Raw genomic sequence first — 22077 nt, forward strand, 5'->3', positions numbered from 1 at the left:
ATCTTGGGCGGCTCGCTACCGTTGAAGACTTCACGAAGGGGACAGCGCCGTACGTCGTCACGAGCGACCGGCACGGTCGTCTCAACGAGGGGTCTTCGGCAAGCCGCCCGACCGGCGGGCCCGGGGAACGAGACATGGAGGTGCCGCGATGGCGGAGCGCACACTACGAGGTGCCCGACTCGGAGGTCAGAGCTTCGAGGATGAGCGCGGCATCGAGTTCGCCGCGCGTCAGCAGGTCGGGTACCGCTGCCCGCAGGGGCACGAGTTCGAGATCACGATGTCGGACGAGGCAGACGTCCCCGCGGTGTGGGAGTGCCCGCGCTGCGGTCAGGAGGCGCTGAGCGTCTCCGGCGTGCAGCCCGAGGCCAAGAACGAGAAGCCGGCCCGTACGCACTGGGACATGCTGCTCGAGCGCCGCTCCGAGAAGGAGCTCGAGGAGATCCTGAAGGAGCGCCTCGAGCTGCTCCGCGACGGTGAGATCGGCCCGGCGCACCTGCACCGCGTCAACAGCAGGAAGCGCAAGACGAGCGTCTGACGACCTGACCCTCTGGCCAGGGTCAGTCGATCACCTCGCCCCGGACCACGGAGTCCTCTCCCGGTCCGGGGCGTTCTGCTGTCCGGCCGCGCCGCGCGGCGACGACCGTCACCCGGCGCGCGACGAGCGAGGTCAGCACCCGACGCCCGAACGGGCGGGTGAACGGCAGGAGGAGCAGCACGCCGAAGACGTCGGTGACGAAGCCGGGGCTCAGCATGAGGGCGCCGGCCAGCACGATGAGCGCGCCGTCCGCGAGCTCGCGGTGCGGCATCCGCCCGCTCCCCAGCGCCTCGCGCAGGGCGGCGTACGCCTTGACGCCCTCTCGCTTGATCAGCCAGGTGCCGAAGATCGAGTCGGCGACGAGCAGGATGAGCGTCCAGCCGACGCCGATGGCCTGGCCGACCTGGATCAACACCCAGAGCTCGAGGATCGGGACGACGAGGAAAGCGACCAGCACGGCCCAGACCCAGGCGGGGCGGCGACGGTTTCGGGGAGGGCTCACCCCTCCATGATCCCGCGCCTGGCAAGCGGGATCAGCGCCGGCCCCACGCCCGGCGCAGCTGCTCGCGCCGCTGCTGGATGCCCCAGCGGGTGACCCGCTTCATCGACTCGGCGGCGACCGCGCCGCTCATCTTCGACGCACCGCGGACGCGCTCGACGAACTCGATGGGGACCTCGGTCACCGTGAGGCCTGCTCGCAGGGTCCGCGTCACGAGCTCGGTCTGGAAGACGTAGCCGGTCGACTGCACGGTGGCGAGGTCGATCTTCTCGAGGGTGGAACGGCGGAAGAGCCGGAAGCCGGCCGTCGCGTCACGCACCTTGATGCCCAGCAGCATGCGCACGTACAGGTTGCCGCCTCGCGAGAGCGCCTCGCGGGAGAGCGGCCAGTTCACCACGGAGCCGCCAGGCACCCAGCGCGACCCGATGACCAGGTCGGCGGTGGTCAGGGCGTGGAGCAACCGGCGGAGCTCCTCGGGCTGGTGGGAGCCATCCGCATCCATCTCCCCGATCACGTCGTAGCCGGCGTCCAGGGCCCAGCGGAAGCCGTGGAGGTAGGCGGCGCCCAGCCCCGCCTTCTCGGTCCGGTGCAGGACGTGGACCTGCGGGTCGGCGGCCGCGAGCCGGTCGGCGATCGCGCCGGTGCCGTCCGGCGAGCCGTCGTCGACGACCAGGACGTCGACCTCGGGCTGGGCGCGGCGCAGACGCTCGACGATCCACTCCAGGTTGTCGGCCTCGTTGTAGGTCGGCACGACCATGACCACCCGGCCGAGCTCGGCGGGGTGCGTCCCGCCTCCGGCCGCGCCGGTCCTGCTGTCGCTCACGTGAGGCTCATCTCCTGGTCGGGGGCATCCGGCGCATCGGGTGCGTCGGGTACGTCATGCTGGGGTGCGGGCCCAACGCTACGCCGACGACGACGTGTCAGGGCAGCGAGCACCAGGCCGACGATCGTCACGACGGAGAGGGCGCGGCCCGGCCACGCGCCCATGCGGACGGCCGGAGTGAGCGCGTCGAGCAGCCCGACCTGCTCGTCGAGCACCGTCGTCGTGCGCGGCTGGGCCTTCGCGACCACGTGCCCGTCAGGGGCGATGACACCGCTGAGCCCGTTGGTGGACGCGACGACGACGTAGCGGCCCGTCTCGATGGCCCGCAGCCGGGTGATGGCGAACTGCTGCTCGATCTGGTGGGTGAAGATGAACGTCGCGTTGCTGGTCTGCACGGTCACCAGGCGGGCGCCGCGGGCGACCTGGTCGTCCAGCACGTCGTCGTAGGCCACGTCGAAGCAGATCGCGTCGGCCACCTTCGTGCCCGCGACGGTGATCGGGTCCTTGCTGGTACCGGCCACCATGTCGCGACCGATGATGGCCAGCCGCCCGAAGTTCCAGCCGTTGAGGATGTCGCGGAACGGGATGTACTCCCCGAACGGCACCGGGTGGTGCTTGGTGTAGCGCTGTCCCGGACCCGTGGCCGGATCCCAGACGATGCCCTGGTTGTAGACATGGGTGGCGTCCCCGTTGACCATGCCGCCGACGACGACGGGCACGCCGGCCGACTGGACCGCCGAGACGATCGCGGCGTTGTCGGCGCCGTCCTCGAACGGGTCGACGGCCGTGGAGTTCTCCGGCCACAGCACGAAGTCGGGAGCCTTCGCGGTGCCGGCCCGCACGTCGCCGGCCAGCTTCATGGTGGCCTCGGCGTGGTTGCGCGTCACCTGGCGGTGGTCGTAGAGGACGTCGTTGCCGGGGCCCGGCACGTTGCCCTGGACCGCGGCGACCTGCAGGTGCCCGGTCTCCCCCGCCCGCCACGGCCGTACGTCGGCCACCGCGATCGCGGCGAGGACGGCGACGATCCCCGCGACACCGAGGAGGTGCCGACCGCGCCGGGCGACCAGCAGCCACGTCAGCAGCGCGCCGAGCAGCGCCAGCCCGAAGCTGACGCCGGTCGCGCCGACGTACGCCATGGACGGGGCGACCGGGGTGTCGATCACCGCATAGGCCAGCCGGCCCCAGGGCATGCCGCTGAACGGCCAGGCGCTGCGGACGAACTCCATCGTCGACCAGGCCGCCGCCACCCACAGGGGCCACAGCGGCAGCCGCGACAGTGGCGGCAGGATGGCCCCCAGCGCGGCGTAGAACAGCGCTTCGACGCCCGCGAGGCCGACCCAGGCGTCGGCACCCACGGAGCTGCGCATCCAGACGATGTGCGTGAAGTAGAACGAGATCCCGAACGCCAGGCCGACGACGAACCCGACCCGTGATCGCGCCCCACGGACCGAGAGGAAGAAGCCGGCGACCGCGAACGGCAGCAGCCACGGCAACCCCACGGGCTCGAACGACGCGGCGAGGAGCAGTCCGGACCCGACGGCGAGCGCCAGTCGGACGAGAAGGACCAGGACGCGCGGCACGCGCACACGTTACGCGGTCTTCCTGAGGAGTTCGCGCCGATGATCGTCGGGAAGGACCCCGGTGCACGTCGGTCCAGCCCGCGCCCGGCTGGGTGCCAAGGCGCGGGAGTTGTCTATCGAGACCGGGGTCCTTCCGCGGCGGTGAGTCCGCGACAACGGACCGACACAGACTCGCTGCCGAGAGGAGGGGCCGTCAACCCGCGCCTGACCTGGGAAGACGAGTGTTCTCGCAGGTCAGCAATGGTGTACGGCAGGGAAATCCATGGGGGTGAATTCGCGACTATCCCGGCGTGTCGCGGTCGACACGCCGGGACGGTCCCCTCAATCGGTGACGGGCCGGTTCTCGTAGTAGGTCGAGAGGACGATGGTCGTGCGCGTTGCGACGTTGGCGACGTTGCGGATCCGGCCGAGCAGGTCCTCCAGTGCCGCGGGCGTCGCCGTGCGCACCTTGAGCATGTAGGACTCCTCGCCGGCGACCGACCAGCACGACTCGATCTCGGTGATGTGGCGGATCCGGTCCGGGCAGTCGTCGGGCTGAGAGGGGTCGATGGGACGGATGGCGACGAACGCCGTCAGCGGCAGTCCGAGCTCGGCGTGGTTCACCGTGGCGCCGTACCCCTGGATCAGGCCGCGCTGCTCGAGCCGCTTCACCCGCTGGTGCACGGCGGAGGTGGACAGGCCCGTCGCCTTGCCCAGATCGGTGAAGGACATCCGGCCGTCATCCGCCAGGAGCTGGAGGATCTTGCGGTCGGTGCCTTCGACGGCCGAATCTGTCACGGCGGTCACTGTAGCCACCCCGCCATGGGGCGTCCGTCGAGGTGATGGGATTCCGGACGGTCTGCGGGGCGGCGGGTGCCCCGAGCGGCCCCGAGCGGCCCCGAGCGGCCCCGAGCGGCCACGAGCGGTGAGTGGTCAACCGTTGTCGCCGGCGGATCGGTTGATGGCTCACCGCCGCCTGGGGTGGGCTGGCCGGCAGGCGTAACTCGAGGAGCATCCGGAGGACCGCGCGAAGGGTGGGTGGTGCGCCCACCCGCCTGAGTGAGTCGTCTCCAGAAAACGGATGGCTTGGTCGGGTCGTCGGGCGGACTCGGGACGGCGAACCCATCTGTTCCCCGGCAGTATCAGTAGTCTGCGAGCGTGACTGACGGACGCCCACGGCTGATGCTGCTCGACTCCGCCTCGATGTACTTCCGCGCCTTCTTCGGCGTGCCGGACATCACCGCGCCGGACGGGACACCCGTGAACGCCGTGCGCGGGCTGCTCGACTTCATCGCCCGGCTGGTCGAGCAGTACTCCCCCACCGACCTGGTCTGCTGCTGGGACAACGACTGGCGGCCGCAGTGGCGGGTCGACCTCATCCCGTCCTACAAGGCACACCGCGTCGTGACGGAGAACCCGGTCGGACCCGACGTCGAGGAGGTGCCGGACCCGCTCGAGATCCAGGTGCCGATCATCGCCGACGTCCTCGAGGCGTTCGGGATCGCGGTGCGGGGCGCCGACGGCTACGAGGCCGACGACGTGATCGGCACGCTCGCGACCGGCGCGGGGATGCCGGTGGATGTCGTCACCGGCGACCGCGACCTGTTCCAGCTCGTCGACGACGAGGCCGAGGTGCGCGTCCTCTACATCGCCCGCGGCGTCGGCAACCACGAGAAGGTCGACGACGCGTGGGTGTTCGGGAAGTACGCCGTCCACGCCGACCAGTACGCCGACTTCGCGACCATGCGGGGTGACAACTCCGACGGCCTGCCCGGTGTCGCGGGCGTCGGCGAGAAGACGGCGGCCGGGCTGCTCGGTCGGTTCGGCGACCTGGACGGCATCCTCGCAGCCGCCGCGGACCCGGAGTCGGGCATGGCGCCCGGTCCGCGCACGAAGATCAAGGCGGCGGCCGACTACCTCGCCGTCGCGCCCCAGGTCGTCGCCGTCGCTCGCGACCTGCCGGTCGACCGAACCGGCACCGCGCTCCCCCGGACCCCGGCCGACCCGGACCGCGTCGCGGAGCTGGCGGAGAAGTTCAACCTCGCCGGCCCGGCGACCCGGCTCGTGAACGCGCTCGCCGGCCTCAATCGCTGAGACCCGAGTAGGCCACGACGCCCCGCTTGAGCAGGTCCACCAGCTCTCGGGCGCGCTTGCGGACCGGCGAGTCGCCGGCGGCGCTGGCGACCTGACCGGCCAGGTCGATGAGCTGCTTCATCCAGCGCACGAAGTCGCCGGCGGCGAGCTCGATGCTGCCGAGGACGTCGTCGAGGTCATCGCCCTCGGCCCAGCGGAACGCCGCCCAGGCGAAGCCCAGGTCCGGCTGGCGGAGGAAGTCGAGCTTGTTGTCGCGCTCCAGCGCGTCCAGGTCGGCCCAGATGCGCACCATCGCCGCGATCGCCTCCCGGGCTCGGCCACCGGGCAGGCGCGGCGCCGAGGCGTCGTCGGGGCGGCGTGCCTCGAAGACGAGCGTCGACAGCGCGGCGGCCAGCTCCGAGGCGCTCAGCCCGTCCCAGACGCCGAGGCGCAACGACTCGGCGGCGACCAGGTCCAGCTCCGAGTAGAGCCTCATCAGCGGGCGACCGCGCGGGGTGACCTCCTCGCCGTCGAGGTAGCCGAGCGCGGTGAGCACGTCGCAGACCCGGTCGAACTGGCGCGCGACGGTGTTGGTCCGCGACTCGACGCGACGGGCGAGGGTGTCGGCGTCACGGCGGAGCTTGAACCAGCGCTCCGCCCATCGCGAGTGGTCCTCCCGCTCGGGGCAGGAGTGGCAGGGGTGGGCCTTGAGCTGCTGGCGCAGCTCGGAGATCTCGCGCTCCACGCCGGCGGGCAGCGCGCCCTTCCCCGCCCGCTCCTCGTCGGAGCGCAGGTGGGACGGCGGGATGTCTCGCGTCCGCTCGCGCAGCGCGCTGGCCAGGTCGCGGCGCATCTGCGGGTTGCGGCCGTTGAAGCTCTTGGGGATCCGCATCCGGCTGAGGGCGTGGACGGGCGCCTGGAAGTCGATCATCCCCAGCCGCCTGGCCTGCCGGTCGAGCGTCACCACGTAGGGTCGCGGGCTGTCCGGGTCGAAGCCGGGGTCGACGACGACGGCGTACCCGGCGAACTTCCCGGACGGTACGTCGATGACGTCGCCGATCTTGAGACGAGACAGCGACTGCACGACCTCGTCGCGACGGTCCGCCCGCCGGGCACGGGACGCGTCCTTCTCGACGTCGCTGATGCGCCGGCGCAGCGCGGCGTACTCCATGAAGTCGCCCTTGTCGCAGGTCGCCGCCTCGCGGTAGCCCTCGAGCGCGTCCTCGGCCTTCTTGAGCTGCCGGGCGAGCCCGACCACCGCCTTGTCGGCCTGGAACTGGGCGAACGACTGCTCGAGCAGCTCCCGCGAGGTCGACCGGCCGAACTGGTGCACCAGGTTGACCGCCATGTTGTACGACGGCCGGAAGCTGGACCGGAGCGGGTAGGTGCGGGTGGAGGCCAGTCCGGCGACCTCGCCGGGGTTCATGCCCGGCTGCCACAGGACGATGCCGTGGCCCTCGACGTCGAGACCCCGTCGGCCGGCCCGCCCGGTGAGCTGGGTGTACTCCCCCGGCGTGATGTCGGCGTGCGTCTCGCCGTTCCACTTCGTCAGCTTCTCGATGACGACGGTCCGGGCCGGCATGTTGATACCGAGCGCGAGCGTCTCGGTCGCGAAGACGACCTTGATGAGGCCGCGCAGGTAGAGCTCCTCCACGACCTCCTTGAAGGCCGGGAGCATGCCGGCGTGGTGGGCGGCGACGCCGCGGGTGAGCCCGTCGAGCCAGTCGTGGTAGCCGAGGACGTGCCGGTCGTCGGCGGGCAGGTCGGCGCAGGCCGCCTCGACGTACTCGTAGATCTCGTCGCGCTCGTCGAGCGTGGTCAGCCGGACGTTGGCGGACAGGCACTGGGTGACGGCGGCGTCGCAGCCGACCCGGCTGAACACGAACACGATGGCGGGCAGCAGCCGGTCGCGCTCGAGGGCGTCGATGACGTCGACGCGCGACGGGATCCACACCCGCCGTCCGTTGCCGACGTTGCGGCGGTCCTTGGCGGTTCCCTTGGCGTTCCGGTCGCGGGGGCTGCGGCGGTCGCGGATCCGGGTCGAGGCCCAGTCGTCGCGAGCGATCCGCAGCAGCTCGCCGTTGACCGGGGCGCCCTCCTTGACGAAGCCGGCCGCCGCGTCGACGTCTGACGACGCGAACAGGTCGGTGATGCGCTTGCCGACCATGACGTGCTGGTAGAGCGGGACCGGCCGCCGCTCCTCGAGGATCGTCGTGGTGTCGCCGCGCACCGTCGAGAGCCACTCGCCGAACTCCTCGGCGTTGCTGACCGTCGCGCTCAGCGACACCAGGGTCACCGACTCGGGGAGGTGGATGATGACCTCCTCCCACACCGCGCCACGGGAGCGGTCGGCCAGGTAGTGCACCTCGTCCATCACGACGAAGCCGAGGCCGAGGAGCGTGGAGGAGCCGGCGTAGAGCATGTTGCGGAGCACCTCGGTGGTCATCACGACCACCGGCGCCTCGCCGTTGATGGTGTTGTCGCCGGTCAGCAGGCCGACCTGGTCCGCGCCGTAGCGGTCGACGAGGTCGTGGTACTTCTGGTTCGACAGCGCCTTGATCGGCGTCGTGTAGAACGCCTTGCGCCCGGTCGCCAGGGCGAGGTGGATGGCGAACTCGCCGACGACCGTCTTGCCGGAGCCGGTGGGCGCCGCGACGAGCACGCCGCGACCGTCCTCGATCTCCCGGCAGGCGCGTGCCTGGAACTCGTCGAGCGGGAACTGGTAGAGGGCCGCGAAGTCCCGGAACACCGGGTGGTTGCGATCGCGGCTGAAGCTGGCGTAACGCTCCGCCGGCGACAGGTCGGCGTCCATGGCTCCAACCTACCGGCACCTGGTGGTCGAGCCCGTCGAGACCTACGCGAACACCGTGAGAGCGCCCGGGACCACCTCGACGGTGAGGGGCAGGTCGCCGAAGCGCTCCCCGTCGGCGTACGCGACGACGCCGGGCGCGGCCACGGTCACCCGCTTCACGCGGTGCCGCTCGTACGCCGGGTGGGTGGTGTGGCCGCCGGAGAAGAGCTTCGGGTACATCCTGATCAGCTCGCGCCGGGGCACGCTGGTGAAGAGCACGACGTCGAGCAGGCCGTCGTCCAGCTCGGCCCCGTGGGTCACCTTGAGGCCGCCGCCCATCGAGTCGCTGTTGCCGATCGAGACGAGCATGCCGTCGACCTGGCGGGCCTCGCCGTCGAGGTCGAGGGTGTAGCTGATCGGCCTGAACTCCTTGAGCACGGCGAGGATGGCGACGCTGTACTTGAGCTGCCCCTTCGGCCAGCTCATCCGGTTGGCCCTCTCGTTGACGGCCGCGTCGAAGCCGGCGGCCATCACGGTCACGAAGTAGCGGTCGCCGCTGCGAGCCAGGTCGATGACGCGGGTCCGACCGCCGACGATGACGTCGGCCGCGGCGAGCGGGTCCTTGACCGCCAGTCCGAGCGCGCGGGCGGTGTCGTTGCCGGTCCCCGTCGGGATGATGCCCAGCGGCGTGTCGGTGCCGGCGAGGACCTGGGCAGCCAGGTTGACCATCCCGTCGCCGCCGCAGACGACGAGCCCGTCGACGCCGTCGGCGACCGCCTGCCTGGCCAACCGGGTCGAGTCGGCGGCATCGGTGCCGGTCAGCTCGCGGACGTCGACCCCGCCCTGCCGCAGCCGGGCGGCGACGGCCGCGACCGTCTGGTCGTTGCGGCCGCTCCCGGCCACGGGGTTCGGCAACAGGGCAAGCACGCGCGTCACGCGCGAAGACTAGTGGCAGTCGGGCTCAGAGGGGCGAGAGCTCGTCGTCGCCCCACTGCTGCGTGCTCTCGCGCCGGCGTCCGCGGGCCCGGTCGACGGCGCGGGCGATGACCTCGGCCACGCCGAACAGGATCAGCATCGGGATGGCCAGCATGAGCATCGAGAACGGGTCGGTCGACGGCGTCGCGACGGCCGCGAACACCATCGTGCCGAGGATGATCCACGGCCGGTACTTCGCGAGCGCCCGTCCGGGGAGGACGCCGGCGAGGTTGAGGAGGATGACGAACAGCGGGATCTCGAACGCGATCCCGAACACGAGCAGCATCCGGGTGAAGAACGAGAAGTACTCGCCGAACTCGACCAGCGACTTGAGGTTGGCCGGGGTGAAGCCGATCAGGACGTCGAGGCCCTTGGGCAGGACGTAGTAGCCCGTCGCGACGCCGATGAGGAAGAGCGGGCCGGCGATCGAGATGAAGATCCGCGTCCACTTCTTCTCGTGCGGGTGCAGCCCGGGCATGACGAAGCCCCAGATCTGGAACAGCCAGTAGGGGCTGGAGGCGACGACGGCAGCGACGCCGCACAGCTTCATCTGCAGCAGCAGCGGACCCGTGGCGCCCTTGATGTAGGCGGTCGTGTCGACCTTGTCGCCCAACGACTCCTGGGCGTGGTTGTAGGGCCGCATGACGAGCTCGAGCAGCTGGTCGTAGAAGAAGAGCGCGACGCAGAAGGCGACGACGAGGACGGCCACCGAGCGGATGATGCGGGCGCGCAGCTCACGCAGATGGTCCGACAGGGCCATCCGGCCGTCGTCCCCGACGGGATGGTGCGGTCGGCCTCGGAAGAGGTCGACGAGGCCGGCGAGTACCACCGACTACCGGGTCAGAGTTCGCCGCGCTGCAGACGCTCGCGCTCTGCGTCGAGCTCCGCCTGCTTCGCGTCGAGCTCCGCCTGCTTGTTGGCCAACTCGGCGGTGCGCTGGGCCGGCGGCTTGGTCTCGGCCTCGTCGTCGTCCCCGTCGATGAGGCCCTTGGTCTCGGCCTTGAAGATGCGCAGTGCGCGGCCGCTGCCACGAGCGAGCTCCGGCAGCTTGGAGGCGCCGAAGAGCAGCACGAGCACGAGCAGGATCAAGATGAGCTCGGGCGTACCAAGGCCACCGATGAGCAGCGAAGTCATGAGGTCCTCACAGGGTTGATGAAAGCAAGTCCATGCTACTCGACGGAACCGTAGAGCGCCCGGGTCTCCCGGGCCCGCGCGGCGAACGCCTCGGCGTACGTCGACGGGGCGATCACGCGGGCGTAGGGCGCCAGTCGGAGCAGCAGTCGGGTCAGCCAGCGCGCGTCGGCGACGAGCAGGTCGACCTGGTGGTGGCCCGCCTTGCCTGGGCGGACCGCCTCGACCGGGTAGTACTCGGTGATCCAGTACGCAGCCGGGGCGACGTCGAGCGTCACCAGCGCGACGTCCTCCTCCTGCGTGAAGATCCCCGGGGCGAGCTCCCGCGGCCCTTCGGTCGTCGTCACCATGCTGTCGAGCACCTCCGCGGACCGGATCCGGTCGAGCCGGAACCAGCGGGGTGCCTCCGCCAGGTGGCACCAGGCGTCGAGGTAGATCGAGCCGGCCTCCTCGACGAGACCGCGCGGGTCGACGACGCGGACGGACTCCTCGTCACGCGACGGGACGTAGTAGACGAGCCCGACCTGGCGTTGCCGGCCGACGGCGTCCTGGAGCCGTGCACGGAGCTCGAGCAGGGCCGCGTCCGGTGCGTCGCCGGGGTCGACCAGCGGGGTCGACGTACCCTCGGCGGCCGCCTGCTCCAGCTTGGCCAGCGCGCGGTCCACGACCTCTCGGGTCGCGTCGCTGGTCGCACCGCTGCGCAGCGCGCGCAACGCGACGATGACGGCGGTCGCCTCGGTCGGCGTCAGCCGCAGCGGCCGCGAGAGGTAGTCGGCGTTGGTCACCCGGATGACGCGGTCTCCCTCGGGGTCCTCGAGGGCGTCGATGTCGACGTCGATGAGGTCGTCGGGGTAGCCGCCGGGGAGGCCGCACATGAAGAGGACCCTGAGGTCCTTCACGAGCTGGCGCTCGGTGACGCCGAACGCGGCGGCGGCCTCGTCGAGACGCACCTGGTCGTGGGCGTGCAGGTAGGGCACGAGGGCGAGCAGGCGGGCGACCTGCTCGCGCGCGCCCTGCACCGGCTGGCGCACGCTCATGAGAGGACTCCGTCCAGACGGGCGACGACCGCGTCGCGCAGCTCGCCGGGCTCCACGACGTAGGCGTCGGGGCCGTAGGACAGCACCTCGGCGGCGAGGTCGACGGTCGCCCGGGTGAGCACGACGCGGTCCCACGCCTGGCCGTCGGGACCGCTCACGCCGGTCTCGACGGTGTCGGCACCGCGACGCAGCGGGAGGCCGGTGCCCGGCCGGAGGAGCAGTACGGCGTGCAGCTCCGTGCGCTCGGGGGCGAGCCGCCCCGCGATCGCCCGGACGTCGGTGCCGTCGGGGATGTCGTAGGAGCCCGGCGCGCCGTCGCGGCGCACCTCGCCCCGCACCCGGGAGAGCCGGAAGACGCGCTCGTCGTCGCGGTCGGTGTCGAACCCGACGACGTACCAGCGCCCCGAGGAGCGCACGACGCCCCACGGCTGCACGTGGCGCCTCTCGGGCGCGTGGCTCCCCCGCTGGTAGTCGAACACGACCGGCGCGTGCTCGAGCGCGGCCTCGAGGAAGATGTCGAACGACGGCTCGTCGGCCCCGAGCCGGGGCTGGACCAGGTCGAGGGCGGTCACGTCGAGCTCGGCGCCGGCGGCGGACAGCTTGCGGACCGCCTCGCTGGTCGCCTCGGCGAGCCGGGCGTGCTCCCAGACCTTCGTGGCCAGGGCGACCACCGAGGCCTCGTCGGCGGTGAGGTTGATGTCGGGCAGCGCGAACTCGGAGGGGCTGATCCGGTAGCCCGGGTCGTCCTCGAAGAGCGGGTCGGTGGTGCCGACCTCGATCGGGACGCCGAGGCTGCGCAGCTCCTCCTTGTCGCGCTCGAACATCTTCTCGAACGCCTCGTCCGAGGAGTCCGCGTAGAGGATGTCGCGGATGCGCTCCTTGGTGACGTAGCGCTTCTGCACGAGCAGCATGATGAGCAGGTTCATCAGCCGCTCGGTCTTCTGCGCCGACATCGTGCCTCCTGCCGACGCTCTTACTGGGCCGACGGCGAGGCCGACGCGGACGGGGACGCCTTGGTCGCGCTGAGCACGTCGACGACGAAGTAGAGCGTGCTGTTGGCCGGGATCCCCGACTGCGCCTGGGCGCCGTAGCCGAGCAGTGGCGGGATCTGCAGCAGGACGCGGCTGCCGACCTTCACGCCGGTGAGGCCGTAGGTCCAGCCCTTGACCACCTGGCCGAGTCCGAACTGGGCCGGCTGCTTGGTGTAGCTCTCGTCGAACGGCTTCTTGGCGCCGTAGACCATGCCGAGGTAGTTCACCTTGACCGTCATGTCGGAGGTGACGGTCGTGCCGGTGCCCTGCTTGAGCGTGGTGCGGAGGAAGGCGCTGTTCTGGGTGGGCTTCGGCACGCCGGTGAAGTCCATGGCGGCCGGCACGGTGGGCTTGCCCGGGGTGGGCTTGAGCTTCGGCAGCTTCGAGCGGTCGGTGGTGTCGGTCGGCTTGTCGACGGCCGGTGCGACGAGGTCGACCACGATCAGCAGCGGGTCCTCGTTGGCGACGCCCAGCGTGGGGTTGCCGCCGTCGCCGAAGATGTCCTTGGCGTTGGCGATCGCGGCGACGCGCGACCCGACGTTGGTGCCGGTGAGCATCTTCGCGAAGACCGGGCTGAGGGTCTTGGAGTCGGCCGTCAGCTCCTCGGGCTGCTTGTTGTCGTAGTCGCTGTAGGCCTGCTTCGCGGTGAAGCCGTTGCCGATCCAGATGTAGCCCCAGACCTTGCCGCCCTGGGCGACGGCCGGGCCGTTCCCCTCGGTCAGGGTCCTGGTCTCGGGCTTGGCGACCGTGTCCATCTTGCCCTTCCAGTCGACCTTGGGTGCCGTGCCGACGGCACCGGAGACCTTGGCGGCGTCCCAGCCCTCGACGGTCTTGTCGCCGAGGCCGGTGGACTTCTCGCCGCCGCAGGCGGCGAGGCTGGTGGCCAGGAGGGTGGTGACGATCAGGGCGAGCGGGCGCGGGACGCGTCGGAGCACGGTTCAAGCCTTCTTCAGCGCGGAGGTACGGGACACCAAGGGGAACAGCGTGCGCCACCCTACAAGTCGATCCTGAAGGAACGCTGACCAGGACTCACCGGGTGCGTCTCGACAGGCTCGACCGGCGATACGGCCGGTCACATGCCGTCGATCAGCCGCTGCACCCGCTCGTCGTAGGCCCGGAACGGGTCCTTGCACAGCACGGTCCGCTGCGCCTGGTCGTTGAGCTTGAGGTGCACCCAGTCGACCGTGAAGTCGCGGCGCCGCTCCTGGGCCCGCTTGATGAACTCGCCGCGCAGCCGGGCGCGGGTCGTCTGCGGCGGCACCGACTTGGCCTCGAAGATCCTGAGGTCGGTGGTGACGCGGGCGACGGCACCCTTGCGCTCGAGCAGGTAGTAGAGCCCGCGGCCACGGTGGATGTCGTGGTAGGCGAGGTCGAGCTGCGCGACCCGCGGGTGGCTCAACGGCAGGCCGTGCTTGGCGCGGTAGCGGTCGATCAGCTTCCACTTGATCACCCAGTCGATCTCGCGCTCGACCAGCGAGAGGTCATCCGACTCGACGGCCTTGAGCCCGCGCTCCCACAGGTCGAGCGCCTGCTCGATCACGGGGGTGGAGATCTGGCGCCGGTCGACGAAGTCGCGCGCCTTGGTGAGGTACTCCTTCTGGATGTCGAGCGCGCTCGCCTCCCGGCCGTTCGCGAGGCGCACCTTGCGGCTGCCCGAGGTGTCGTGGGCGATCTCGCGGATGGCCCGGATCGGGTTCTCCATGGTGAGGTCGCGCATCACCACGCCCTCCTCGATCATCCGCAGCACGAGGTCGCAGGAGGCGATCTTGAGCATGGTGGTCGTCTCGGACATGTTGGAGTCGCCGACGATGACGTGCAGGCGGCGGTACTTCTCCGCGTCGGCGTGCGGCTCGTCGCGCGTGTTGATGATCGGCCGCGACCGCGTCGTGGCGGACGAGACGCCCTCCCAGATGTGCTCCGCGCGCTGCGAGACCGAGTACGACGCCCCGCGCGGCGTCTGCGTGATCTTGCCGGCGCCGACGATGATCTGGCGGGTCACCAGGAACGGGATCAGGATGTCGGCGAGCCGGCTGAACTCGCCCGCGCGGCTGACCAGGTAGTTCTCGTGGCAGCCGTAGGAGTTGCCGGCCGAGTCGGTGTTGTTCTTGAACAGGTAGATCTCGCCGGCGATCCCCTCGTCGTGCAGCCGCTGCTCGGCGTCGAGGAGGAGCCCCTCGAGGACCCGCTCCCCCGCCTTGTCGTGGGTGACCACCTCGGCCACGTCGTCGCACTCCGGGGTCGCGTACTCCGGATGGCTGCCGACGTCGAGGTAGAGCCGGGCGCCGTTGCGGAGGAAGACGTTGCTGGACCGACCCCAGCTGACGACCTTCCGGAACAGGTAGCGCGCGACCTCGTCAGGACTGAGCCGGCGCTGCCCGCGGAACGTGCAGGTGACGCCGTACTCGTTCTCTATCCCGAAGATCCGGCGGTCCATGGACTCACCCTAGTCCCGTGACCAACGCCATGGTGTGACGTTCCGATCACGAGTCGGGACGGTCCCAGGGACGTCTCAGCCCGGCGGCGCGACGGGCGGCTCGTCGCCCCCGCCGGTGGGCGGAGCGAGCGGCGAGTCCTGGCCGGCCTCGGTCGGCGCCTGCTCCTCCGGCGCCTCCGCGGGCGGTAGCGAGCGCTCGCCGAGGAGCGGCTCGAGCCGGGCCGGGACCAGGCGCAGGAACTTCCGCGGCTGGCTCCGCGTGCGGTCGAGCACGGCGACCTCGAGGTCGCTGACCTCGATCACCCGGTCGACGGAGCCGCCGTTGGTGCCGGCCTCGGAGTGTCCCAGCGCATCGACGGCGAGTCGGAGCGCGGCCGAGAGGTCGAGCCCCGGCATGTAGTGCTCGCGCAGGTAGCCGGCGACCACGTCGGCGGCACCGCCCATGACGGCGTACCCGTGCTCGTCGGCGACCTGGCCGTCGTAGGTGAGCCGGTAGAGCTGGTCGTCAGCGGCGTCGTCGCCGATCTCGCCGACGAAGATCTCCACCTCGTAGGGCTTCTCGCCGCCGCTGGAGAAGATCGTGCCCAGGGTCTGGGCGTAGGCGTTGGCGAGGCCACGTCCGGTGACGTCGCGCCGGTCGTAGGCGTAGCCGCGCATGTCGGCGAGCCGGACGCCGGCGATGCGCAGGTTCTCGAACTCGTTGTAGCGCCCGACGGCCGCGAACGCGATCCGGTCGTAGATCTCGCTGACCTTGTGGAGCGCGGCAGACGGGTTCTCGGAGGCGAACAGGATCCCGTCGGCGAACTGCACGGCCACGACCGAGCGGCCGCGCGAGATCCCCTTCCGGGCGAAGTCCGCCCGGTCCTTCATCAGCTGCTCAGGGCTGACGTAGAACGGAGTCGACATCAGCGACCACCCTCCAGCTCCGCGCGCGGCCCGTCGGGCCTGGTCATCCGGCCGGCCACCACGCGGTCGGCCACCGTGGCGACGTCGGCGTCGGAGATCCGGCGCCCGCCGGCGGCGGTGATGACATGGACGACAGGGAAGATCCGCCGGGCGAGGTCGGGCCCGCCGGTCGCGGAGTCGTCGTCGGCGGCGTCGTAGAGCGCCTGCACGACAGCCTCCACGGCGGTGCCCTCGGAGAGGTCGTCGCGGTAGAGCTTCTTCAGCGCCCCCCGGGCGAACATCGAGCCGGAGCCCACCGAGTGGAACGACGTCTCCTCGTAGCGGCCGCCGGTGACGTCGTAGGAGAAGATCCGGCCCAGCCCCTTGTCGAGGTCGAACCCCGCGAAGAGCGGTACGACGGCCAGGCCCTGCATCGCCATGCCGAGGTTGCCCCGGATGAGCGCCGCGAGGCGGTTGGCCTTGCCGTCCAGCGACAGCGTGGTGCCCTCGATCTTCTCGTAGTGCTCGAGCTCGGTCTGGAAGAGCCGCACCATCTCGACCGCGAGGCCGGCGGCGCCGGCGATGCCCACGGCCGAGTACTCGTCGGCCGGGAAGACCTTCTGGATGTCGCGCTGGGCGATGACGTTGCCCATCGTCGCCCGGCGGTCGCCGGCCATGACGACGCCGCCGTCGAAGGTGGCCGCGACGATGGTCGTGCCGTGCGGGGCGAGATCGGCGGCGCTCCCGGAAGGCATCTCACGACGCCCAGGAAGAAGGTCCGGGGCCTCGGCCGCGAGGAAGTCGGCAAAGGACGACGTGCCCGGCGCCATGTAGCTGACCGGGATGCGGGAGTCGCTCAACTGCTACTCCCCGCCCTTCTGGATGAACGACTTCACGAAGTCCTCGGCGTTCGTCTCCAGCACGTCGTCGATCTCGTCGAGGATGTCGTCGACGTCGGCGTCCAGCGACTCCTTGCGCTCGGCCAGGTCGGTCTCGGAGGAGGTCTCGACCTCCTCCACCTCCTCGTTGGCCTTGCGGGGCTGCTTCTGCTCCTGTGCCATGCCTCAGACCCTACCCATTCCTAGCGCTAGGCACCCGCGGTCAGGGCCGCGAAGAGATCGGTCGCCGTGTCGCAGCGGTCGAGAAGCTCGCCGACGTGCGCCTTGCTGCCGCGCAGCGGGTCGATGGTCGGCACCCGCTGGAGCGACTCTCGGCCGGGCAGGTCGAAGATCACCGAGTCCCACGAGGCGGCGGCGACGTTGGCGGCGTACTTCTCGAGGCAGCGGCCGCGGAAGTAGGCGCGCGTGTCGGTCGGCGGCTCGTGCTTGGCCACCTCGACGAGCTCCTCGTCGAGCAGCCGCTCGATCCGGCCGGCCTTGACCAGCCGGTGGTAGAGGCCTTTCTCGGGCCGGATGTCGGAGTACTGCAGGTCGATGAGGTGCAGCTTGGCGTCGTCCCAGTCGAGTCCGTCGCGGTCGCGGTAGGACTCGAGCAGCTTGAGCTTGGCGACCCAGTCCAGCTCGGAGGCGCACAGCATCGGGTCTCGCTCGAGCCGGTCGAGCACCGACTCCCAGCGCGCCAGCACGTCGACGGTCTGCGGGTCGGCGTCGGAGCCGTAGCGGTCCTCGACGTACTTCTTCGCCAGGTCGAGGTACTCCAGCTGCAGCTGCACGCCGGTCAGCCTCCGGCCGTCGTGGAGAGTGACCGTCTGCTTCAGCGACGCGTCGTGCGAGACGGCGCGGAGGGCGGCGACCGGTCCGTCGACACTCAGGTCGCGGCCGAGGAAGCGGTCCTCGATCATGGCGAGCACCAGGGACGTGGTGCCGATCTTGAGGTACGTCGAGATCTCGGCGAGGTTCGCGTCGCCGATGATCACGTGCAGCCGGCGGTACTTGTCCGGGTCGGCGTGCGGCTCGTCGCGGGTGTTGATGATCGGCCGCTTCAACGTCGTCTCCAGGCCGACCTCGACCTCGAAGAAGTCCGCGCGCTGGCTGATCTGGAACCCGTGCCGGCGGCCGTCCTGGCCGATCCCGACCCGGCCGGCGCCGGTGATGACCTGGCGGCTCACGAAGAACGGCGTCAGGTGCTTGACGATGTCGGCGAACGGGGTCGAGCGCCGCATGAGGTAGTTCTCGTGGGCGCCGTAGGAGGCGCCCTTGTTGTCGGTGTTGTTCTTGTAGAGCGTGATCGCCGGTGCGGTCGGCAGCTGCAGCGCGAGCCTGGTCGCGTCGAGCATGATCCGCTCCCCCGCCTTGTCGAACCGCACCGCGTCGAGCGGTGTGGTGACCTCCGGCGTGGAGTACTCCGGGTGGGCGTGGTCGACGTAGAGCCTGGCGCCGTTGGTCAGGATGACGTTCGCGAGCCCGAGGTCCTCGTCGGTGAGCTGGCTGGGGTCGGCGACGCTGCGCGACATGTCGAACCCGCGCGCATCGCGCAGCGGCGACTCCTCCTCGAAGTCCCAGCGGGCCCGGCGCGCCTTGAGGGTGGCGCTCGCGTAGGCGTTGACCACCTGGGACGAGGCGACCATCGGGTTGGCCAGCGGCTGGCCCTGCACCGAGATGCCGTACTCGACCTCGGTCCCCATCACCCGTCGCACGCTCATGCGATCGAGCCTACGCCGCCGAGGTGGCCGGAAGCGCCTGTCGCCGGAGCGACGTGTCGTCGGAGGTCCGAGCGGGTATCGAGAGCCCGGAGGGGCGATGACGAACATGACCAGCAGGGTGGCCACGCAGGCGGCCGACGATGCCAAGGACCACCCGGCGATCGCGTGGACCGCGCGGCTCGGATTCGCGGGCTACGGGCTCGTCTACCTGCTGATCGCGTGGCTCACGGTGCAGCTCGCCTTCGGGAGGCCCGACGAGTCGGTCTCGGGCCAGGGTGCGCTCGCACAGCTGTCGCAGCAGCCGCTCGGCGGTGTGCTCCTCTGGATCGTCGCGGGTGGGTTCGCGGCGCTGGTCGTGTGGGAGCTGTGCCAGACGATCGGCGGCCACCGCGACCAGCACGGGCTGAAGAGGGTCGGTGGCCGGGCCGCGTCCGCCGGTCGCGCCGTCGTCTTCGGCGCCCTCGGCTTCACCGCCGCCAGGATCGCCGTGAACGGCGCGGGCTCCAGCGGGTCGAGCAGCTCCCGCGAGGAAGGGTTCACGGCGAAGGTGCTCGACCTGCCGTACGGCCCCTTCCTGGTCGGTGCGATCGGGGTCGGCCTCGTGGTCTACGGCATCTGCAGCATCATCGGCGGCTTCACCGACTTCTGGCGCAAGCAGATCGACGTGGACGGGCGGACGGGTACCGCCGGCAAGGTCATCTCGACCCTGGCCCGGACCGGGTACGTCGCCCGCGGGATCGCCTTCGGCATCGTCGGTGGACTCGTCGTGTGGGCGGCCGCGACCCACGACCCGAAGAAGTCGGGCGGTCTGGACGAGGCGCTCACGACCCTGCGCGACGCGCCCGCGGGCCCCTACCTGCTCCTGGCGGTGGCCATCGGGCTGGCCTGTTTCGGCGTGTTCAACATGGCGAAGGTGTGGTTCCTGCGCGACGTCTGACGGCACGGCCCGGCAGACTGGCGGCATGACGAGTGATGGCGCGGCCCGGGCGGCCGCCGCGGCCGAGCAGCTCGGGCTCTCCTTCGAGGTGACCCGCCACGGACCGGTCAGGTCCCTGGAGGAGGCCGCGGCTGCGCGCGGGATCGAGCCGCGCCAGCTGGTCAAGACGATGGTCGTCCGCGTGTCCGACGGCGACTACCGGTTCGTCCTCGTGCCGGGCGGGCGCGAGATCGCCTGGCCGAAGCTGCGCGCGCTGCTCGGCGTGAACCGGCTGTCCATGCCGCCCGCCGACGTCGCGCTCGAGGTGACCGGCTACGAGCGCGGCACCATCACGCCGCTGGGCGCCTCGACGAGCTGGCCGGTGGTCGCCGACACGCTGGTCGCGGGCACGATCTCGATCGGCGGGGGCGCCCACGGCGTGGGACTCACCGTCGACGCCGGCGAGCTGTTGGAGGCGCTCGGCGCGACGGTGGCGGACGTGACCGAGGCGGCCTGAGGTGGCGCTCCGGATGCGTGAGGCGGGACCGGAGGACCGGGCTGACTGCTACGACATCTGCCTGCGCACGGGCGACTCCGGCGCCGACGCCACGCCGCTCTACACGGACCCGGTCCTGCTGGGGGCCGTCTACGCCGGCCCCTACCTCGCGCTCCCCGAGGGTCTCGGCTACGTCGCCGTGGACGAGCAGGGCGTCGCGGGCTACGTCCTCGGGGCCGCCGACACCAGGGCGTTCGAGGCCGCCTGCGAGGCCGGCTGGTGGCCGGCACTGCGAGCCACCCACCCGGACCCGGGCGCACACGTACGGTCCCCCGACGACCGGCTGCGGCGGCTCATCCACGATCCCCCGCTCGCGCCGGACCGGGTCGTGAGCGCCTACCCCGCCCACCTCCACATCGACCTGCTCCCCCGGGCGCAGGGCGGTGGCGTCGGCCGGCTGCTGATGGACCGGATCCTGGCCCGCTTCGCGGTGGAGGGCGCGCGCGGGGTCCATCTGGGCGTCGCCCGCGCCAACGAGCGCGCGATCGGCTTCTACCGGCACCTCGGGTTCGAGACCCTGGTCGAGGACGCGGGCAGCCTGCTGCTCGGCCGCGCGCTGTGACCGCGGCGGCGCCCTCACGGCTCAGACGGACGCAGCCGCTCGGGTGAGGGCGTCCAGGGCCCGGCGTACGTCGTCGTCGGTGGTGGACCAGTTGCTGACCGAGACCCGGAGGACCGCACGGCCGCGCCAGCGCGAGCCGGACATCCAAGCCGTGCCGTCGGCGAGGACCGCCCGGGTGACGGCCTGCGTCCGCTCGTCGTCGCCGAACGCCACGCACACCTGCGTGTAGACGACGTTGTTGAGGATCTCGGCACCCGGGAGCGTGCGGATGCCGTCGGCGAACCGGGACGCGTGGCGGCAGAACCCCTCGAGCAGGTCAGCGACGCGTGGCGGCAGAACCCCTCGAGCAGGTCAGCGACGCCGCTGCGCCCCAGCGAGCGGAGCACCGCCCAGACCGGGACGCCGCGCGCCCGGCGGGAGAGCTCGGGGACGCGGTCGGTCGGCTCGGCGACGGCCCCGAACGGCAGGTAGTCACCCGTCTTGCCGGTCACCGCGCGGAGCGCCGCGGCGTCGCGCACGACAGCGATCCCGCAGTCGTAGGGGACGTTGAGCGTCTTGTGCGCGTCGGTCGTCCACGAGTCGGCGTCCTCCATCCCGGCGGTCAGGTGCCGCAGGCTCGGCGCCGCCGCGGCGAACAGCCCGAACGCGCCGTCCACGTGCACCCAGGCGCCCGCTGCCTGCGCGGCCGCGATCGCCGGACCGAACGGGTCGAAGGCGCCGGAGTGGACGTTGCCCGCCTGGAGGACGACGATCGTCGGCTCGCCCGGGCGCAGGGCGGCGACGAGGGCGTCCGGGTCGAGCCTGCCCTGCCGGTCGGCCGGAACCGTCTCCGGGGCGCCGAGCCCGAGGTAGCGCAGCGCGTAGAGCACGCTCTCGTGCACCTCGGCGCCCACCAGCACCCGCACCCGCGGCGCACCGGTCAGGCCCTGGGTGGCCGCGTCCCATCCGGCCTCGCGCAGCACCCGGTCGCGCGCGGCGAGCAGGCAGGTCAGGTTCGCCGTGGTCGCGCTCGTCGGGAACCCGACCGCGGCGTCGGCGGGGAGGCCGAGGAGGTCGAGCAGCCACGCGGCCGCGACCTCCTCGAGGGCTGCGGTCGCCGGTGTCAGAGCTCGCATCGCGCTGTTCTGGTCCCAGGCGGCGACCAGCCAGTCCGCCGCGAGCGCGGCGGGGGCGCTGCCGCCGATGACCATCCCGTAGAACCGACCCGACGGCATCGCCGTGAGGCCGGCCTCGCAGGCGCCGGCCATCAGGTCGACGACCTCACCCGGGTCGGTGGGGCCGTCCGGAAGCTCGCGGCCGAGCGCGTCGGCCACCTCGTCGGCGGTCGCCGAGGGCGGGACCGGGCGCTTGACGAGCGACGACAGCCAGTCCACGGCGTGCCGGTGGGCGCGCTCCAGAGCGTCGGCTCGCGGGTCCACGCCGGCCACGCGTCAGGACGTCGCGCGCATCGGCGTCATGGCCGCAGCTCGCCGCCCGGGCCGCGGTCCCACCGGTCGTCGCCGAACACCGTCTCGGCGATCTGCTTGTCGACGCCGGCGTGGTAGCCCATGTCGACCGACGTCTTGTGCTTCTGATCCATCCTCCACGCGAGGAACGCGAAGACGGCGCTGATGATGATGAACATCCCGATGAACCACATGGCTGCCTCCTGGGCCGGAATGGCTCATC

Annotated in this window: 23 protein-coding genes; 5 read left to right on the top strand and 18 right to left on the bottom strand. The window is 71.4% G+C overall.

The features are described from left to right. Nucleotides 1–148 precede the first annotated feature (148 nt). On the top strand, nt 149–535 hold the full coding sequence (locus QDS12_RS15970) for an RNA polymerase-binding protein RbpA (protein ID WP_279880684.1): 387 nt from the start codon (nt 149–151) through the stop codon (nt 533–535). Between the two features lie 22 nt (nt 536–557). Here QDS12_RS15970 and QDS12_RS15975 read toward each other — a convergent pair whose 3' ends face one another. From QDS12_RS15975 to QDS12_RS15990, 4 genes are all read right to left on the bottom strand, one after another. Further along, nucleotides 558–1037, bottom strand: coding sequence for an FxsA family protein (locus QDS12_RS15975; protein ID WP_279880685.1), 480 nt, complete (start codon nt 1035–1037; stop codon nt 558–560). A gap of 31 nt (nt 1038–1068) precedes the next feature. Further along, nucleotides 1069–1791: a polyprenol monophosphomannose synthase gene (locus QDS12_RS15980; protein ID WP_279882176.1), complete on the bottom strand. Its 723-nt coding sequence runs from the start codon at nt 1789–1791 to the stop codon at nt 1069–1071. A 62-nt stretch (nt 1792–1853) separates the two neighbouring features. Beyond that, nucleotides 1854–3437 (bottom strand): apolipoprotein N-acyltransferase, encoded by a 1584-nt coding sequence (gene lnt, locus QDS12_RS15985; RefSeq protein ID WP_279880686.1) that lies wholly within the window; start codon nt 3435–3437, stop codon nt 1854–1856. Between the two features lie 321 nt (nt 3438–3758). Further along, the gene (locus QDS12_RS15990; RefSeq protein WP_279880687.1) at nt 3759–4214 is read right to left on the bottom strand and encodes an Lrp/AsnC family transcriptional regulator; all 456 of its coding nucleotides are present in this window, start codon (nt 4212–4214) and stop codon (nt 3759–3761) included. 384 nt (nt 4215–4598) lie between these two features. Between QDS12_RS15990 and QDS12_RS15995 the strand changes: the two genes are divergently transcribed. Continuing rightward, nucleotides 4599–5510 (top strand): 5'-3' exonuclease, encoded by a 912-nt coding sequence (locus QDS12_RS15995; protein WP_279882178.1) that lies wholly within the window; start codon nt 4599–4601, stop codon nt 5508–5510. Here QDS12_RS15995 and QDS12_RS16000 read toward each other — a convergent pair. The 12 genes from QDS12_RS16000 to dop all read right to left on the bottom strand — a co-directional run bounded on the left by QDS12_RS16000 (nt 5500) and on the right by dop (nt 18375). Continuing rightward, nucleotides 5500–8301, bottom strand: coding sequence for a DEAD/DEAH box helicase (locus QDS12_RS16000; RefSeq protein ID WP_279880688.1), 2802 nt, complete (start codon nt 8299–8301; stop codon nt 5500–5502). The two genes, QDS12_RS15995 and QDS12_RS16000, sit on opposite strands and share 11 nt — an antisense overlap. A gap of 42 nt (nt 8302–8343) precedes the next feature. Further along, nucleotides 8344–9216 (bottom strand): diacylglycerol kinase, encoded by an 873-nt coding sequence (locus QDS12_RS16005; RefSeq protein WP_279880689.1) that lies wholly within the window; start codon nt 9214–9216, stop codon nt 8344–8346. Between the two features lie 25 nt (nt 9217–9241). After that, nucleotides 9242–10015 (bottom strand): twin-arginine translocase subunit TatC, encoded by a 774-nt coding sequence (tatC, locus tag QDS12_RS16010; RefSeq protein ID WP_279880690.1) that lies wholly within the window; start codon nt 10013–10015, stop codon nt 9242–9244. An 80-nt stretch (nt 10016–10095) separates the two neighbouring features. Then, on the bottom strand, nt 10096–10389 hold the full coding sequence (gene tatA, locus QDS12_RS16015; RefSeq protein ID WP_279880691.1) for a twin-arginine translocase TatA/TatE family subunit: 294 nt from the start codon (nt 10387–10389) through the stop codon (nt 10096–10098). Nucleotides 10390–10424: 35 nt separating this feature from the next. Continuing rightward, a complete protein-coding gene (locus QDS12_RS16020) occupies nt 10425–11423 on the bottom strand; it encodes a WYL domain-containing protein (protein ID WP_279880692.1) in 999 nt (332 codons plus the stop codon). Further along, nucleotides 11420–12376 (bottom strand): WYL domain-containing protein, encoded by a 957-nt coding sequence (locus QDS12_RS16025; protein WP_279880693.1) that lies wholly within the window; start codon nt 12374–12376, stop codon nt 11420–11422. The genes QDS12_RS16020 and QDS12_RS16025 overlap by 4 nt, the downstream gene beginning before the upstream one ends. Before the next feature lie 20 nt (nt 12377–12396). Next, nucleotides 12397–13389: an FKBP-type peptidyl-prolyl cis-trans isomerase gene (locus QDS12_RS16030; protein ID WP_279880694.1), complete on the bottom strand. Its 993-nt coding sequence runs from the start codon at nt 13387–13389 to the stop codon at nt 12397–12399. A gap of 137 nt (nt 13390–13526) precedes the next feature. After that, entirely contained in the window at nt 13527–14888 is a 1362-nt protein-coding gene (gene pafA, locus QDS12_RS16035; protein ID WP_279880695.1) for a Pup--protein ligase, read from the bottom strand. Between the two features lie 75 nt (nt 14889–14963). Beyond that, nucleotides 14964–15794 (bottom strand): proteasome subunit alpha, encoded by an 831-nt coding sequence (gene prcA / locus QDS12_RS16040; protein ID WP_279880696.1) that lies wholly within the window; start codon nt 15792–15794, stop codon nt 14964–14966. Next, nucleotides 15794–16633, bottom strand: coding sequence for a proteasome subunit beta (prcB, locus tag QDS12_RS16045; RefSeq protein WP_279880697.1), 840 nt, complete (start codon nt 16631–16633; stop codon nt 15794–15796). Before prcB ends, prcA begins: the two co-directional genes overlap by 1 nt. A gap of 3 nt (nt 16634–16636) precedes the next feature. Further along, the gene (locus QDS12_RS16050) at nt 16637–16834 is read right to left on the bottom strand and encodes a ubiquitin-like protein Pup (protein ID WP_279880698.1); all 198 of its coding nucleotides are present in this window, start codon (nt 16832–16834) and stop codon (nt 16637–16639) included. A 26-nt stretch (nt 16835–16860) separates the two neighbouring features. Further along, the gene (dop, locus tag QDS12_RS16055) at nt 16861–18375 is read right to left on the bottom strand and encodes a depupylase/deamidase Dop (protein ID WP_279880699.1); all 1515 of its coding nucleotides are present in this window, start codon (nt 18373–18375) and stop codon (nt 16861–16863) included. A gap of 106 nt (nt 18376–18481) precedes the next feature. Here dop and QDS12_RS16060 point away from each other — a divergent pair, with 106 nt between their 5' ends. Genes QDS12_RS16060 through QDS12_RS16070 form a run of 3 tightly spaced genes read left to right on the top strand, consistent with a single transcriptional unit; the run spans nt 18482 to nt 20409 of the window. Beyond that, entirely contained in the window at nt 18482–19312 is an 831-nt protein-coding gene (locus QDS12_RS16060; protein WP_279880700.1) for a DUF1206 domain-containing protein, read from the top strand. A gap of 25 nt (nt 19313–19337) precedes the next feature. Further along, nucleotides 19338–19808 carry a YbaK/EbsC family protein gene (locus QDS12_RS16065; protein WP_279880701.1) on the top strand — a complete coding sequence of 157 codons (471 nt, stop codon included), beginning with the start codon at nt 19338–19340 and terminating at the stop codon, nt 19806–19808. 13 nt (nt 19809–19821) lie between these two features. Further along, the gene (locus QDS12_RS16070; RefSeq protein WP_279880702.1) at nt 19822–20409 is read left to right on the top strand and encodes a GNAT family N-acetyltransferase; all 588 of its coding nucleotides are present in this window, start codon (nt 19822–19824) and stop codon (nt 20407–20409) included. Between the two features lie 14 nt (nt 20410–20423). Here the strand turns inward: QDS12_RS16070 and QDS12_RS16075 are convergent, their stop codons facing one another. Both QDS12_RS16075 and QDS12_RS16080 read right to left on the bottom strand, forming a co-directional pair. Then, nucleotides 20424–21827 carry a pyridoxal-dependent decarboxylase gene (locus QDS12_RS16075; RefSeq protein ID WP_279880703.1) on the bottom strand — a complete coding sequence of 468 codons (1404 nt, stop codon included), beginning with the start codon at nt 21825–21827 and terminating at the stop codon, nt 20424–20426. A 35-nt stretch (nt 21828–21862) separates the two neighbouring features. After that, nucleotides 21863–22048, bottom strand: coding sequence for a hypothetical protein (locus QDS12_RS16080; RefSeq protein WP_279880704.1), 186 nt, complete (start codon nt 22046–22048; stop codon nt 21863–21865). Nucleotides 22049–22077 lie beyond the last annotated feature (29 nt).

This window comes from Nocardioides sp. CER19 (genome assembly GCF_029846275.1).
Lineage (GTDB): Bacteria > Actinomycetota > Actinomycetes > Propionibacteriales > Nocardioidaceae > Nocardioides.

Bases quoted from the DNA above. Each gene is read 5' to 3' on its own strand.
- QDS12_RS16050 (WP_279880698.1), bottom strand. From the start codon at position 16,834: ATGGCACAGGAGCAGAAGCAGCCCCGCAAGGCCAACGAGGAGGTGGAG.
- QDS12_RS16080 (WP_279880704.1), bottom strand. From the start codon at position 22,048: ATGTGGTTCATCGGGATGTTCATCATCATCAGCGCCGTCTTCGCGTTC.
- QDS12_RS16025 (WP_279880693.1), bottom strand. From the start codon at position 12,376: ATGTCGGCGCAGAAGACCGAGCGGCTGATGAACCTGCTCATCATGCTG.
- tatC (WP_279880690.1), bottom strand. From the start codon at position 10,015: ATGGCCCTGTCGGACCATCTGCGTGAGCTGCGCGCCCGCATCATCCGC.
- QDS12_RS16060 (WP_279880700.1), top strand. From the start codon at position 18,482: ATGACCAGCAGGGTGGCCACGCAGGCGGCCGACGATGCCAAGGACCAC.
- prcA (WP_279880696.1), bottom strand. From the start codon at position 15,794: ATGTCGACTCCGTTCTACGTCAGCCCTGAGCAGCTGATGAAGGACCGG.
- pafA (WP_279880695.1), bottom strand. From the start codon at position 14,888: ATGGACCGCCGGATCTTCGGGATAGAGAACGAGTACGGCGTCACCTGC.
- QDS12_RS16065 (WP_279880701.1), top strand. From the start codon at position 19,338: ATGACGAGTGATGGCGCGGCCCGGGCGGCCGCCGCGGCCGAGCAGCTC.
- QDS12_RS15980 (WP_279882176.1), bottom strand. From the start codon at position 1,791: ATGGTCGTGCCGACCTACAACGAGGCCGACAACCTGGAGTGGATCGTC.
- QDS12_RS16000 (WP_279880688.1), bottom strand. From the start codon at position 8,301: ATGGACGCCGACCTGTCGCCGGCGGAGCGTTACGCCAGCTTCAGCCGC.
- dop (WP_279880699.1), bottom strand. From the start codon at position 18,375: ATGAGCGTGCGACGGGTGATGGGGACCGAGGTCGAGTACGGCATCTCG.
- QDS12_RS16020 (WP_279880692.1), bottom strand. From the start codon at position 11,423: ATGAGCGTGCGCCAGCCGGTGCAGGGCGCGCGCGAGCAGGTCGCCCGC.
- QDS12_RS15995 (WP_279882178.1), top strand. From the start codon at position 4,599: ATGCTGCTCGACTCCGCCTCGATGTACTTCCGCGCCTTCTTCGGCGTG.
- QDS12_RS16070 (WP_279880702.1), top strand. From the start codon at position 19,822: ATGCGTGAGGCGGGACCGGAGGACCGGGCTGACTGCTACGACATCTGC.
- QDS12_RS15970 (WP_279880684.1), top strand. From the start codon at position 149: ATGGCGGAGCGCACACTACGAGGTGCCCGACTCGGAGGTCAGAGCTTC.
- tatA (WP_279880691.1), bottom strand. From the start codon at position 10,389: ATGACTTCGCTGCTCATCGGTGGCCTTGGTACGCCCGAGCTCATCTTG.